Origin of the sequence: Embleya sp. NPDC008237, from assembly GCF_042956465.1 — a bacterium.
Classification (GTDB): Bacteria; Actinomycetota; Actinomycetes; order Streptomycetales; family Streptomycetaceae; genus Embleya.
This window is the reverse complement of sequence record NZ_JBIBGL010000012.1, coordinates 251,923-265,203: the sequence shown is the minus strand read 5'-3', so window position 1 is coordinate 265,203 and position 13,281 is coordinate 251,923. Positions and strand designations below refer to the sequence as shown.

Sequence of the window (13,281 nt, the reverse complement as noted above, 5' to 3'; positions counted from 1 at the left end):
CCCGACTCGGGAATGAGCTGACGGCCCGTCAGGGCCGGGCGGGGGCACGGCATGGCGGTCCGGCATGCTGTGCACATCCCACCTGCGGTGATGTACGTGATGCGGAGGCAGGCCATGGCCGACAAGACCGACAATGTGCGCTACGAAGTCGTCGACGGAGTCGCGACCGTCACGCTGAACCGTCCCGACGCGATGAACTCGCTGGACGAGCCGACCAAGATCGCGTTGCGCGACGCGGTGCTCCGCGCGGCCGAGGACGCCGACGTGCGGGCCGTCCTGCTGACCGGCAGCGGTCGGGCGTTTTGTGTCGGCCAGGATCTCAAGGCGCACATCCGACAGCTGGAGACCGGCCCCGAGGCCACCTTCGCGACCGTGCGTGAGCACTACAACCCGCTGGTGACCGCGCTCGCCACGATGGCCAAGCCGGTGATCGCCGCGGTCAACGGGGTCGCGGCGGGGGCCGGCGCGGCGATCGCGTGGGCCTGCGACTTCCGGATCATGGCGGACACGGCCGGCTTCAACACCGCGTTCGCGGGGGTCGCGCTGACCGCCGATTCCGGCGCGTCCTGGACGCTGCCGCGCCTGGTCGGCCAGGCCCGGGCGATCGACCTGCTGATGTTGCCGCGCACGGTCAAGGCGGCCGAGGCGCTCGAACTGGGCCTGGCCAACCAGGTGGTACCGGCCGATCGGGTCCTGGACACGGCCCGCGAACTGGCCCGCCGGCTGGCCGAGGGGCCGACCGTGGCGCTGGCCGCGCTCAAGGAGTCGGTGGCCTACGGCGCGTCCCACTCGCTGATCGACACCCTGGCCAAGGAGGAGGAGCTGCAACTGCGCGCGGGCGGCTCCGAGGATCACAAGATCGCGGTCGCGGCATTCGTCGCCAAGGAGAAGCCGGCCTTCGTCGGCCGCTGAGCCCGGGCCCGGTCCGGCGGGTCTCGGTGGCCTCGCCGAGACCTTCCGGACGGGTCCCCGGGGCGCCGGCGCGCGGGGTTCCACGCGCCGGCGGTGCCCGATGCTCAGCGGGACACGCAGCCCTTCAGATGGTCGTTGACCAACCCGCAGGCCTGCATCAGCGCATAGGCCGTGGTCGGGCCGACGAACCGGAAACCCTTGCGCTTGAGTTCCTTGGCCAGCGCGGTGGACTCCTCGGTGACCGCCGGTACGTCCGACAGGGCCGCGGGAGCCTTCCGGCGCCCGGAAGGTGCGAAGGACCACACGAGCGCGTCCAGACCGCCCTGGAGGGCCTGCGCCGCGTGTGCGTTGGCTATCGCGGCGTCGATCTTGGCCCGATTGCGGATGATGCCCTCGTCGGCGAGCAGCCGCGCCCGGTCCGCGTCGTCGAATCGCGTCACCCGGGCAATCGAGAAGTCCGCGAAGGCGGCCCGGAAGCCGGCCCGTCGGCGCAGGATGGTCAGCCAGGACAAGCCGGACTGGAACGCCTCCAGGCACAGCCGTTCGTACAGCGCGTCCTCGCCGTGCACGGGGAGGCCCCACTCGGTGTCGTGGTAGGTCCGGTAGTCCTCCGGGCCGGTCGCGCCCCACGGGCAGCGCAGCAGTCCGTCCGGTCCCGCGACCGGGCCGCCGACGACGGTCACGGCTTCGGGTCGCCCTTCGGCTCGGCGGTCGGCGTGGCGACGTCGCTGGGGGCGTCGGCGTCGGCCGGGGCGGTCGGGGCGTCGGCATCGGCGGAGGCGGTCGAGACGTCGGCCGAGGCGGTCTCGTCGATGGAGGTCCCCGCTTCGGTCGCGGCATCCGCCGGCTCGGCGGTCGACTCGACGGTCGGCTCACCCGTCGCCGGCTCACCGGTCCGCTCGGCGTCGGCCGGGGCATCCGTCCCACCCGCGACCGACTCGGGGACACGCGTGTCGTCCGCACCCTCGTCCGCACTCTCGGCCACGTTGACGGGCAGTGTCCCGTCCCGGTCGGGCTCGGTCGACTCGGCCGGGCCCGGCTTCTCCAGGGACAGTGTGGTGCCGCCCGCGGCGCGCGGCGGCGGGGCGAGCCGGCCGGCGCCGAGCGCGCTCGCCCCGACGCCGGCGGCGCCCGGGACGGACACGGTGATGCCGGCGGGGGTGATGCCGCTGATCTTGTATTCGAGTTCCAGGATGCGCGCGTCGCGCGCCGCGAGTTCGCCGGTGAGGCGGTCCAGGACCACGTCGACCTCGCTCATCCGGTAGCCGCGGAAGACCACCGGGAACCGGATGTCGTCGACATCCGCGCTCGTGAGCGGGCGGTCGCCGGGCATCCGCAGCTCGGGCTGTTCGCGGTGGGCGTCGGGAAGGGAGCCACCCGCCCCGAGCACGACCGCGGCGATCACGAGGATCACCCCGGTCACCACGACAAGCTGGATCCAGAACACGGACGGCTCCCCTTCGACGGTGGTGCAGGTGCTGGGACGGGTGTCCGCTCCGGCGGCTTCGGGAAGCCCCCGGGTCGTCGCACGGGACGATCGTGCCACGATCAGGGGGTCAGGTGGCACGTGCAGGGTGTGGTTAGCGGAGGTCGACGGGGTGACGACGCTGAGGCTGGGGCGACGGGAGTTCGATGGCGACGAGTTGGTGATCATGGCGATCATCAACCGCACACCGGACTCGTTTTTCGACAAGGGCGCGACCTTCGACGATCGACCGGCCCTGGACGCGGTCGAACGCGCGGTGGCCGAGGGCGCGGGGATCGTGGACATCGGGGGGGTCAAGGCCGGGCCGGGGGCCGAGGTGGACGTGGCGGAGGAGATCCGCCGCACGGCGTCCTTCGTGGCCGAGGTCCGCCGCCGCCACCCCGACGTGGTGATCAGCGTCGACACCTGGCGGCACGAGGTGGCCGAGGCGGTCTGCGAGGCGGGCGCGGACCTGATGAACGACGCATGGGGCGGCGTGGACCCCAAGCTCGCCGAGGTGGCCGCCAAGTACGACGTGGGCATCGTGTGCACACACGCCGGTCGCGCGCAGCCGCGCACCCGGCCGCACCGGGTCGGCTACGTGGACGTGATGGCCGACATCCTGGACGTCACGGTCGGCCTGGCCGAGCGGGCCGCCCGGTTGGGGGTGCGCCGGGACGCGATCCTGATCGACCCCGGGCACGACTTCGGCAAGAACACCCGGCACTCGCTGGAGGCGACCCGCCGACTCGGCGAGATGGTCGACACCGGCTGGCCGGTCCTGGTGTCGTTGTCCAACAAGGACTTCGTCGGCGAGACGCTGGACAAGCCGGTGAACGAGCGCCTGCTCGGCACCCTCGCCACCACGGCGGTCAGCGCGTGGCTGGGTGCCCGGGTGTACCGCGCGCACCAGGTCGAGGAGACCCGCCAGGTGCTGGACATGGTGTCCTCGATCCACGGCACCCGGCAGCCCGCGGTGGCCCGGCGCGCCCTGGCCTGACCGACCCGCGGGGCCGCCGCGCGGTCCCGCGGGGAACGCGCTTCGGCGCCCGCGCCCACCGGGGAGGTGGACGCGGGCGCCGGGGCGTGCACGCCGACCGCAGCCGGCGATTCAACGGATCAGCAGCGCTTCCAGGGGCCCTGGATCGCGTACATCGTGCCCGGGGTCTGCATGTTCGCGAACAGCGTGCGGCCGTCCTCGGAGAAGACCGGGCCGGTCATCTCGCTGCCACCGGGCACGTCGTTGCGGGCGATCGGGTAGGTCTTGCCGTCCTCGGTCGCGCCGAGCAGGTGCTGCACACCCTCGCCGTCCTCGGCGATGATCACGCCGCCGTGCGGCGAGACGCTGATGTTGTCCGGGCCGTCGTACGGACCGTCCACGTCCGGCGTGGCGTTGACGCCGAAGCGCAGCTTCAGGGTCAGCCGACCCCGACGCGGGTCGTAGAACCAGACCTGGCCGTCGTGCGGCGTACCCGGGCTCTCCTTGCGGGCGAAGCTGGTGACGACGTACGCGCCGCCGTCGCCCCACCAGATGCCCTCGATCTTGCGACCGCGGGTGATGTCGGTGTTCTGGAACTGCTTGCGGATGGACACCGTGCGCGCGTCGCGCTCCTGCACCGTCACCCAGTTCACCGCGTAGGTGGTGCCGATCTCGGTCGCCCGGGAGAGGTCGTCCACGTGCTTGCCGCTCGCGTCCACGCAGCGCATCGCCGCGAGGGTGCCCGCGTCGTCGGCGAGCTTGCGCAGCCGACCCCGGCCGCCGTCCCAGTGGCGCGGGGGCTCCCAGCGGTAGAACAGCCCGTTCGGGTTGCTCGCGTCCTCGGTCAGGTACATGTGGCCGCGACGCGGGTCGACCGCGACGGCCTCGTGGGCGAACCGGCCGAGCGCCTTGATCGGCTTGGGGTCGCGGTTCGCGCGGCGGTCGTAGGGGTCGACCTCGAACACGTAGCCGTGGTCCTTGGTCGCGCTGCCCTGACCGGCCAGCTGCTCGGTCTCCTCACAGGTCAGCCAGGTGTCCCACGGGGTCACCCCGCCCGCGCAGTTGGTCGCGGTGCCGGCCACGCCGACGTACTCGCGGATGCGCCGGCCGTAACGGTTCACCTCGACCACGGTGCAGCCGCCGGCCAGACCCTCGTCGTAGACCAGGCCGGACAGGTGCGGGACCGGGAGCGGGGTGTCCTTGAGCGAACCGCCGAGCTCGTGGTTGTTGACCAACACCGTGCCGCCGCCGCGCAGCTTGAAGGCGCCGGTGCCGTCGTGGTTGCTCGGGGTGAACTCGCCGGACTCCAGCTTGGTGACACCGGCCTCGGTGACGATCTGGTACGAGAAACCCTTGGGCAGCGCCAGGCGCCCGGCCGGATCGTCGATCAGCGCACCGTAGCCCGGCTGGGCCGGCGGCCGGCCGTGCCCGTTGTGCCGGGACGAGGCCGAGGCGTTCGGGGCCAGCAGCATGCCGGTGCTGCCGATGAGGGCGACACCGGCACCGGTGGTGGCGGTGCGACCGAGGAAGCCCCTGCGGGACAGCGACATCTGGTTTCTCCAGTGACAGGCAGGAAATATCGGGACGCCCCTACGCTTTCGCCCGCCGGTGTCCACCGAGTGAACGCGGCGGGGCGCCCGAATGCCCGTCAGGTGGCAATTGCTCCGCCACCGGCGCGGCGTTCCGCCGCGGCCTTGTCCGCACGGGACTCGGCCTCGATCTTCGAGCACTCCAGGTCGGCGTCGCGAATGATCCGCACCGCCTCGTCCACGTCGTCGGTGATCCGGATCAGGTCCAGGTCGGCCGGTGACGCCTTGCCCTGGGCAATCACCACGTCGCGGACCCAGTCGATCAGGCCGGTCCAGTAGTCGTGGCCGATCAGCACCACCGGGAAGTGGGTGACCTTGCCGGTCTGGACCAGGGTCAGTGCCTCGAACAACTCGTCCAGCGTGCCGATCCCGCCGGGCAGCACGATGAAGCCCTGCGCGTACTTGACGAACATCGTCTTGCGGGCGAAGAAGTACCGGAAGGTGATGCCCCGGTCCACGTACGGGTTGAGCCCGGACTCGAAGGGGAGCTTGATGCCCACGCCCACGGACTGCCCGCCCGCGTCCCGGGCGCCCTTGTTGGCCGCCTCCATCGCGCCGGGACCGCCGCCGGTGATCACCGCGTAGCCGGCCTCGGCCAGCGCCCGGCCGACCCGCTCGCCGATCCGGTACTCGGCCGACCCCGGTTTGGTCCGGGCGGATCCGAACACGCTCACCGCCCGGCCGAGGTCGGCGAGCATGCCGAACCCGTCCACGAACTCGGTCTGGATCCGCAGCACGCGCCACGCCTCGGTACCGAGGTGCCCCATGCCGGGATGCTGTTCCTCGACCTCACTGGGCGAGGCAAACTCGGGTGGCTCCTCCGGAGCGAATCGCGCATCCATCCGGCCACCCTGTCACGCCGCGGCAACTGTTGATCGCATTTACCCGGGAAGCACCGCGAACGGACCGCCGGTCGCCGGTGGCGCGGCACCAGGCCGTGTCCGGCGGATCCTGGTGGGGCCGCGCCGCCTGGCATCCGCCCTTCGCGGGCTCCTCGCTGCGCTCGTCTCGCCGCACCGGAGAAACAGCCGAATGGAACCACCATGCGGCCGCTTCTCCGGCACGCCGAGCAACGGCACCGGACGACGCGACCTCATCCACCAGGATCCACCGGACACGGCCTAGCGAAGCCAGCGCAGCAGCCTGCTCTCGCTGTCCCCGATCAGCGCGATCTCCACGTGCTCGTCCCGCTTGTGCGCGAGATTGGGGTCGCCGGGCCCGTAGTTGACCGCGGGGATGCCCAGCGCGGAGAACCGGGCCACGTCGGTCCAGCCGAACTTGGCCCGCGGCGGGGTCCCGATCGCCGCCACGAACGCCGCCGCCGCGGGTCGGTCCAGACCGGGCAGCGCACCGGCGGCCGCATCGGTGAGCACCACGTCGAAACCGGCGAACACCTCCCGCACGTGCTCGAGCGCCTGCTCGACGCTGCGGTTGGGGGCGAAGCGGAAGTTGACCGTCACGGTGCAGGCGTCGGGGATGACGTTGCCCGCGACACCACCCTCGATCGCGACCGCGCTGAGCCCCTCGCGGTATTCGAGCCCGTCGATCACGACCCTGGCCGCCTCGTAGCCCTGCAACCGGGTCAGGATCGGCGCCGCCGCGTGGATCGCGTTGTCGCCCAGCCACGAGCGGGCCGAGTGCGCCCGGGTGCCCTTCGTGGTGATCCGCACCCGCAACGTGCCCTGGCAACCGCCCTCGACCGCGCCGCCGGTCGGCTCCATCAGCACCGCGAAGTCGGCCACGAGCCACTCCGGGTGGGTGTTCGCCAGTCGCAGCAGACCGTTGCGGGACGCCTCGATCTCCTCGCAGTCGTAGAACACGTAGGTGACGTCGCGATTGGGCTCGGTCAGGTGCGCGGCGAGCCGCAGTTGGACCGCGACGCCGCTCTTCATGTCCGAGGTGCCGCACCCGTACATCAGCGGGCCCTCGATCCGCGACGGCAGGTTGTCCGCGATCGGGACGGTGTCCAGGTGACCCGCGATCAGGATGCGTTCGGACCGACCGAGGTCGGTGCGCGCGACCACCGAGTCGCCGTCCCGGTACACGGTCAGGTGCGGGTGGGCGCGCAGCGCCTCCTCCACCGCGTCGGCGAGCACTCGCTCGTCGCCGCTGACGGACGGAATGTCGACGAGTTGCGCGGTGAGCGATGCCGCGTCCTGGGACAGATCAAGCCTCACGGTCATACCGGCAGCCTATCCCGGTCCCGGGACACGTCATCTGACGATCCGTCAGGTGAATCGGGCCTCGTCACTCGACAATTGCCCGGCTCAACCGTTCTTGAGGCGCTCCACGCCCGCCGCCACCCGCTCGTCGGTCGCGGTGAACGCGATCCGCACGTGCCGGTTGCCCAGCGGGCCGTAGAAGTCGCCCGGCGCGACCAGGATGCCGCGCTCGGCGAACCAGGCCACGGTCTCCCAGCAGTCCTCGTCGCGCGTGGTCCACAGGTACAGGCTCGCCTGGGAGTGCTCGATCCGGAAGCCGGCCGACTCCAGCGCGCCGCGCAGCGCGGTGCGTCGGGCCGCGTAGCGGGCCTTTTGCACCGCGACGTGCTCGTCGTCCGCGAAGGCCACGGCCATCGCCGCCTGCACCGGGCCCGGCACGATGTGCCCCGAGTGCTTGCGCACCGCGAGCAGCTCGCGGATCACCGCGAGGTCGCCGGTGACGAACCCCGCACGGTAGCCGGCCAGGTTGCTGCGCTTGGACAACGAATGCAGGGCCAACAGCCCCTCGTGCGAGCCGCCGCACACGTCCGGATGCAGCACCGAGACCGCCTGGGTGTCCCAGCACAGCTCGATGTAGCACTCGTCGGAGACCACCAGGATGTCGTGCGCGCGGGCCCACTCGACCACCGTGCGCAACTCCTGGACCGAGCGCACCGCGCCGTGCGGGTTGCCCGGCGAGTTCAGCCAGATCATCCGCACGCCGGCGGGATCCGGCAGCGTGCCGTCCACCACCGCGAGCGGGGTGGCCCCGGCCAGCCGCGCACCCACGTCGTAGGTGGGGTAGGCCAGCGCCGGGTGCGCGACGACGTCGCCCGGCCCGAGCCCGAGCTGGTTGGGCAGCGCCGCGACCAGTTCCTTGGTGCCGATCACCGGCAGCACCGCGTCCGGGTTCGCGCCGGCGATCCCCAGTCGGCGGACCAGCCACGCGGCGATCGACTCGCGCAGTTCGGGCCTGCCGTACACGGTCGGGTATCCGGGCGAGTCGGCGGCAGCGCTCAGCGCGTCCCGGATCAGCTCCGGGGTGGGGTCGACCGGCGTGCCGACCGACAGGTCGACCACGCCGCCCGGGTGGGCCCGCGCCCGTGCGCCGAACGGTTCGAGGCGGTCCCAGGGAAACACGGGGAGCAGATCGGTGACGCGACGCGCCCGCCGACCCCGCGCGGCTGCGGGGTCGGTAGGCGTTTCCGCACCGTTGTGCGAAGCGGTCACGTCGCTCTACTCGCCGGTCGCCTGCGGCGGCAGCGCGGCGATGAGCGGGTGGTCCTTGGCGATCAGGCCCATCTTCGAGGCGCCACCCGGGGAACCGAGGTCGTCGAAGAACTCCACATTCGCCTTGTAGTAGTCCTTCCACTGCTCCGGGGTGTCGTCCTCGTAGAAGATTGCCTCGACCGGGCAGACGGGCTCGCAGGCTCCACAGTCGACGCACTCGTCGGGGTGGATGTACAGCGCACGTTCACCCTCGTAGATGCAGTCGACGGGGCACTCCTCGATGCATGCCTTGTCCTTCAGGTCGACGCAGGGCTGCGCGATGACGTAGGTCACGTCGGGTTCCTCCTCATGCGGGCGGTACAGGGTGCGCGGGAGCGCGGCAACGTCGGTGCCCGCAACTAGTATCGCGGTGGGCCGGGGCCTACTCCTAGCAGGTGGCCCTTACCTGTGGGCCGGGAACATGTCAGCAGACGTGGGCGGACGAGGTCAGCACGGATCGGGGAAGCCGGACAGGTGAAGAGGATCACACCACGGGATGTGGGCAGGCGCGTGTCGGTGCGCCGCGAGCTGCCGCCCGAGGACTCCGGAGCGACCTATACGGACGTCGTGGGCGACCTCGTGGACTGGCGCGACGGTGTGCTGACAATCACCCGCAAGGACGGCAGTATCGCCCGGGTGGCCGAAGCGAGCATCGTGGCCGCCAAGGTGGTCCCGCCGCCCGTGCAACGGCTCACCCCGGCCCGACTGCAGGACGTGGCCAGCCGATCCTGGCCCGCGCCGGAGGTCGCCACGTTCGGCGAGTGGCTGCTGCGCGCGGCGGAGGGCTTCACCCGGCGGGCCAACTCGGTGCTGGTTCTGGGCGAGCCCGGTGTCCCGTTCCCGGAGGCGCTCGATCGAGTGAACCGCTGGTACGAGAAGCGCCGGTTGCCGACCCTGTTCCAGGTCGCGCACGACGACCCGTTCGACCGCTTCCTCGACACGGCCGGGTGGCTCACCGAGGGCGACGCCCTGATGCGCACCGGGCGGCTGGTGCGCGCGGCGGACGTGCTGCACGACGTGGACGCCAGTGCGGTCCGGGTGCAGGACACCCTCACCGACGCGTGGCTGTCCCTCTACCACCACGTCGCGGGCCGCTCGGGCGGCGGCGCCGAACGACACGTGCTCCAGGGCCCGCCGGGCACCCTGTTCGCGACCGTGTGCGATCCGGACTCGGGCACACCGATCGCGATCGGGCGTGTGTGCGTGCTCGGTCGGTATGCGGGCTTCGCCGCCCTGGAGGTCGACCCGGCCCATCGTCGGCAGGGCCACGCCCGGGCGATCGTCCGGGCGCTGACCGATCGGGCGCTGGCGAACGGCGCGGTCACCGGGTGGCTCCAGGTGGAAGCGGACAACCGGCCGGCCCGCGAGCTCTACGACGCGCTCGGCTTCACCGACCACCACCGCTACCACTACCGCCGATCACCGGTCACGGGCCCGTGAGCGTTCCCGGGAATCCACGCGACCGGTTCGCCTCGGTGGTCCGGGCGGACGAGGTGGATCTGGCCGAGGCCGCTTTGCTGATGGGCGTCGAGGTCGATCCGGCCTTCGACCCGGCCACGGGCATCGCCGAGCTGGACCGGCTCGCGGCGGCCGTGCGGGCCGAGGCGGGATCCGGGTACGACCCGGCACGGGCCGCCGCGGCGCTCGCGCTCGTGCTCGGCGGCCGGGCCCGCTTCTTCGGACAGCAGTCGGACTACGCCGACCTGCGCTCGTCGCTGCTGCACGAGGTGCTGCGCCGCCGACGCGGGTTGCCGATCCTGCTGTCGGTGGTGTGGATCGAGGTGGGCCGCCGGGCCGGGCTGCCGGTGTACGGCGTCGCGTTGCCGGGACATTTCGTGGTCGGGATCGGCGATCCGGACGGCGCGTTCGAGCTGGCCGACCCGTTCCACGGCGGAGTTCCGCTGTCGGTGTCGCGGGCCCGTCGCCTGGCCGCGGAGGCGGGCGGGCAGGCCGGCGACCCGGCGCTCCTGCAACCGGCCCGGCCGACCGCGATCCTGCTCCGGGTGCTCAACAACATCCGCGCGTGGGCCGCCCAGCCCGAACGCGGCATCGAGGGCGCCTGGACCCGGCTGTGGGCGGTCGAGCTGTCCCTGCTGCTGCCGCGCCATCCGGCGGCGCTGCGCCACGAGCGCGGTTCGCTGCTCGCCAAGACCGGCCAGTTCGCGGCCGGGGCCCGGCAGCTGGAGGAGTACGCCGAACTGGTCGAGCGGATCGACCCGAAGGTCGCCGAGGGCGTGCTGGCCGAGGCCAAGGCGGCCCGGGCCCGGCTGAACTGAGCGCGGCCACCGAGGCCCCGTGCCGCGGTGGACGACCGCCTCCCGGCCGCCGGGGCTCAGCCGCCGAGGATGCGCAGGAACGCGTCGGCGTCCTGGGCGATCCCGCTGCACGTCGGCTCGGCACCCGCATCGGCGCCGCCGCCGGTGGGGCACGGCCGGTCCCGCGCGGCGGACCACCAGGCAACTCGGCCCAGGCGCACCGTGCGGGCGAACTCGGCGAACCTGCGCGCGTCGTCGAGGGTGAACACCTCGCCCGCGACGTCGTTGCGACCGATCATCACCGTCACGGACACCCGCCGCCAGGCCTGCTCCTCGGACAGGTGCGGCCACACCTCGCGGATCTGTCCCTGCACGGCGTGCGCGGCGTCGCTCGCGAACTGGCCCATTCGGCCCTGCGGTCGCGGGGCCACCGCGGCACCGTAGTTGAGCGCCTTGACGTTGACGTAGGAGACCTCGACCCGCTGCGTGACCGCGTCCCGCAGCAGCGCCTTGGCCTCGTCGCCCAGGCCCTGGAGCGGATCCACCGGCAGCGAGTACCCGATGTCCACGGCCTTGCCGGCCGCCCGGGCGCCCTCCTGGAGCAGGTGCAGCGCCGCGTTGCGCCGCTGGACCACGTCGGGACGCACCAGCGAGCGGCCCTCGATGTCCAGGTCCATGCCGGTCGCCCCGGTCGCGGTCAGCACCTGCCGGTAGACGGTCGCCAGTTCCTCGGGCGTACCGCACGACGCGGCCAGGTCGGTGCCGCCCGCGCCGCCGAAGGCGACCCGGATCGTCCCGCCGGCATCGCGCAGCGCGGCGATCCGACCCGTGGTCACCGGGTCGTCGAGTCGGGTCACCCCGCCCCACATCGGCCGACACCCACCGCCGTCCACGACGTAGGCCAGCGTGCGCTCGCGCACCGTGCCGGGCGCGCCCGCCCGGATGGGGTCGAACGGACCGGCAAGCGTCATGTCCAGGTACGGGGCGATGTGTTCGATCGTGCCCGAGCGCGGCGCGGTGCCGCCGGCTCCGTTCGGGCTCGGGGGCGGCGACGTGGTAGTGGGGGCGGCGGCCCGGGCGGTGCCGGTGGGGACGGGCGTGCCGGTGTGGTGGTCGGCGCCGTCGGGCGGCCCGGTCCGCGGGATCGGCCCGGCCGTGGCCGAGTGGTCGCCGGACGCGGTCGGGGCGGGCACGTTGCACGGCTTGTCGTTGATCGTGCAGGCCATCGGGCCGTCGGAGCGGACCGGTTCGCTCGCGGTCGGCACCCCGGCGCCCTCCCGGCGCACCTCGAAGCCGACCACGATGCTCTCGCCCGGGCGCAGCGCCTTGTTCCAATTCTCGTTGCGCACCGTGTACTTGCCCTCGGCCGGTTCCAGGCGGCCGTTCCACACGTTCGCGATCCGGGTGCCCGCCGGCAGGTCGAAGCGCAGCGTCCAGCCCTTGACCGTGTCCGAGCCGAGGTTGCGCAGCACGTACTGGCCGCTGTACCCGGTGGGCCACGAACCGGTGCGGACGTAGTCGGCGCTGAGCACGTGGTCGTGCCCGGGCGAGTCCCCGGACAGGGCCACGACCAACGCTGCGGGCAACGCGGCGAGCGCGGCACTGGCGGCGGCCCAGCGGATCCGCTCCCGACGGGGACGACCGGCGCCCGGCTCGGGACCGCTTGCCCGGTGCGACCCCATGCCCATTTCCTCCGACATCCTCTCCGGCGGCACTCGGGCCGCCGGGCAGGAGGACTCTACCGGCCTTCGGGCCCGGGTCCCATCGACCCGGTCCGGGCGATCGAAGCAAAGATCCTTCGTCTCGGACCCGGAGATACGGGTATCGAACTCCGGCTACGAGCCGTGCATTCCCGGGCATCGCCCGGCACGCTCCCGGACTCGGCACGAGCGCCGCGCCCGACCGCGCCCCGTCCCGGGCACCGCCGGATCCGGGCCGGGATCGCACCCCGGGCGGCCCGGTGCGAGCCGCCGCGTACAACCGGTCGTTCCGCCGCTCACAACCAGCCGTTCTCGTGCGCGATGCGCACCGCGTCCGCCCGGTTGCGGGCGTGCGTCTTGCCGATGCACGAGGACAGGTGGTTGCGCACGGTGCCCTCGGACAGGTGCAGCCGGGAGGCGATCTCGGACACCGTCGAGCCGTCGGCCGCCGCGCGCAGCACGTCGCGCTCGCGCTCGGTCAGCGGATCGGCGCCCACCGAGAGCGCGGTCGCCGCGAGCGTGGGGTCGATCACCCGCTCCCCGCGCAGTACCCGGCGGACCGCGTCGGCCAGCTGCGCCGCGGGCGCGTCCTTGACCAGGAACGCGTCCGCGCCCAGCTCCATCGCCCGGCGCAGATAGCCGGGCCGGCCGAACGTGGTCAGCATGACGATCCGGCACCCGGGTACGGTCCGACGCAACTCGGCGGCCGCGGCGAGGCCGTCCTGACCGGGCATCTCGATGTCCAGCAGCGCCACGTCGGCGCCGCTGGTGCGCACCGCGTCGAGCACCTCGTCCCCGCGTGCGACCTGGGCGACGACGCGAATGTCCTCCTCCAGGCCGAGCAACGCGGCCAGCGCCTCACGCACCATGGCCTGGTCCTCGGCGAGCAGCACATTGATCACGGGCCGAAC

At 72.7% G+C, this 13,281-nt stretch carries 13 protein-coding genes; 4 read left to right on the top strand and 9 right to left on the bottom strand.

The window, feature by feature from the left end; all coding sequences use genetic code 11:
* Positions 1 to 114: 114 nt before the first annotated feature.
* Positions 115 to 912 carry an enoyl-CoA hydratase/isomerase family protein gene (locus ACFZBU_RS29845; RefSeq protein WP_391586778.1) on the top strand — a complete coding sequence of 266 codons (798 nt, stop codon included), beginning with the start codon at positions 115 to 117 and terminating at the stop codon, positions 910 to 912.
* A gap of 104 nt (positions 913 to 1,016) precedes the next feature.
* On the opposite strand, the gene ACFZBU_RS29840 is transcribed toward ACFZBU_RS29845, so the two are convergent.
* Together ACFZBU_RS29840 and ACFZBU_RS29835 are read right to left on the bottom strand one after the other, a co-directional pair.
* The gene (locus ACFZBU_RS29840; protein WP_391586777.1) at positions 1,017 to 1,595 is read right to left on the bottom strand and encodes a DNA-3-methyladenine glycosylase I; all 579 of its coding nucleotides are present in this window, start codon (positions 1,593 to 1,595) and stop codon (positions 1,017 to 1,019) included.
* Positions 1,592 to 2,359 (bottom strand): DivIVA domain-containing protein, encoded by a 768-nt coding sequence (locus ACFZBU_RS29835; protein WP_391586776.1) that lies wholly within the window; start codon positions 2,357 to 2,359, stop codon positions 1,592 to 1,594. Before ACFZBU_RS29835 ends, ACFZBU_RS29840 begins: the two co-directional genes overlap by 4 nt.
* Positions 2,360 to 2,564: 205 nt before the next feature.
* On the opposite strand from ACFZBU_RS29835, the gene folP reads away from it, so the two are divergent.
* Complete coding sequence (gene folP, locus ACFZBU_RS29830) at positions 2,565 to 3,377, top strand: dihydropteroate synthase (RefSeq protein WP_391586875.1); 813 nt, start codon at positions 2,565 to 2,567, stop codon at positions 3,375 to 3,377.
* Positions 3,378 to 3,496: 119 nt separating this feature from the next.
* Here folP and ACFZBU_RS29825 read toward each other — a convergent pair whose 3' ends face one another.
* The 5 genes from ACFZBU_RS29825 to fdxA all read right to left on the bottom strand — a co-directional run bounded on the left by ACFZBU_RS29825 (position 3,497) and on the right by fdxA (position 8,709).
* Positions 3,497 to 4,906: an alkaline phosphatase PhoX gene (locus ACFZBU_RS29825; protein WP_391586775.1), complete on the bottom strand. Its 1,410-nt coding sequence runs from the start codon at positions 4,904 to 4,906 to the stop codon at positions 3,497 to 3,499.
* A gap of 98 nt (positions 4,907 to 5,004) precedes the next feature.
* On the bottom strand, positions 5,005 to 5,787 hold the full coding sequence (locus ACFZBU_RS29820) for a TIGR00730 family Rossman fold protein (RefSeq protein WP_391586774.1): 783 nt from the start codon (positions 5,785 to 5,787) through the stop codon (positions 5,005 to 5,007).
* A gap of 279 nt (positions 5,788 to 6,066) precedes the next feature.
* Positions 6,067 to 7,128, bottom strand: a complete 1,062-nt coding sequence (gene dapE / locus ACFZBU_RS29815; protein WP_391586773.1) for a succinyl-diaminopimelate desuccinylase — start codon at positions 7,126 to 7,128, stop codon at positions 6,067 to 6,069.
* Between the two features lie 84 nt (positions 7,129 to 7,212).
* Positions 7,213 to 8,286 (bottom strand): succinyldiaminopimelate transaminase, encoded by a 1,074-nt coding sequence (gene dapC, locus ACFZBU_RS29810; protein WP_391586772.1) that lies wholly within the window; start codon positions 8,284 to 8,286, stop codon positions 7,213 to 7,215.
* Positions 8,287 to 8,382: 96 nt separating this feature from the next.
* Positions 8,383 to 8,709: a ferredoxin gene (fdxA, locus tag ACFZBU_RS29805; protein WP_020556628.1), complete on the bottom strand. Its 327-nt coding sequence runs from the start codon at positions 8,707 to 8,709 to the stop codon at positions 8,383 to 8,385.
* Between the two features lie 204 nt (positions 8,710 to 8,913).
* Between fdxA and ACFZBU_RS29800 the strand changes: the two genes are divergently transcribed.
* The gene (locus ACFZBU_RS29800; RefSeq protein ID WP_391586771.1) at positions 8,914 to 9,855 is read left to right on the top strand and encodes a GNAT family N-acetyltransferase; all 942 of its coding nucleotides are present in this window, start codon (positions 8,914 to 8,916) and stop codon (positions 9,853 to 9,855) included.
* Entirely contained in the window at positions 9,852 to 10,691 is an 840-nt protein-coding gene (locus ACFZBU_RS29795) for a SirB1 family protein (RefSeq protein ID WP_391586770.1), read from the top strand. Before ACFZBU_RS29800 ends, ACFZBU_RS29795 begins: the two co-directional genes overlap by 4 nt.
* Before the next feature lie 56 nt (positions 10,692 to 10,747).
* Here ACFZBU_RS29795 and ACFZBU_RS29790 read toward each other — a convergent pair whose 3' ends face one another.
* Positions 10,748 to 12,352: a cellulose binding domain-containing protein gene (locus ACFZBU_RS29790; protein ID WP_391586769.1), complete on the bottom strand. Its 1,605-nt coding sequence runs from the start codon at positions 12,350 to 12,352 to the stop codon at positions 10,748 to 10,750.
* A 314-nt stretch (positions 12,353 to 12,666) separates the two neighbouring features.
* Positions 12,667 to 13,272, bottom strand: coding sequence for a response regulator transcription factor (locus ACFZBU_RS29785; RefSeq protein ID WP_391586768.1), 606 nt, complete (start codon positions 13,270 to 13,272; stop codon positions 12,667 to 12,669).
* Between the last annotated feature and the right edge of the window lie 9 nt (positions 13,273 to 13,281).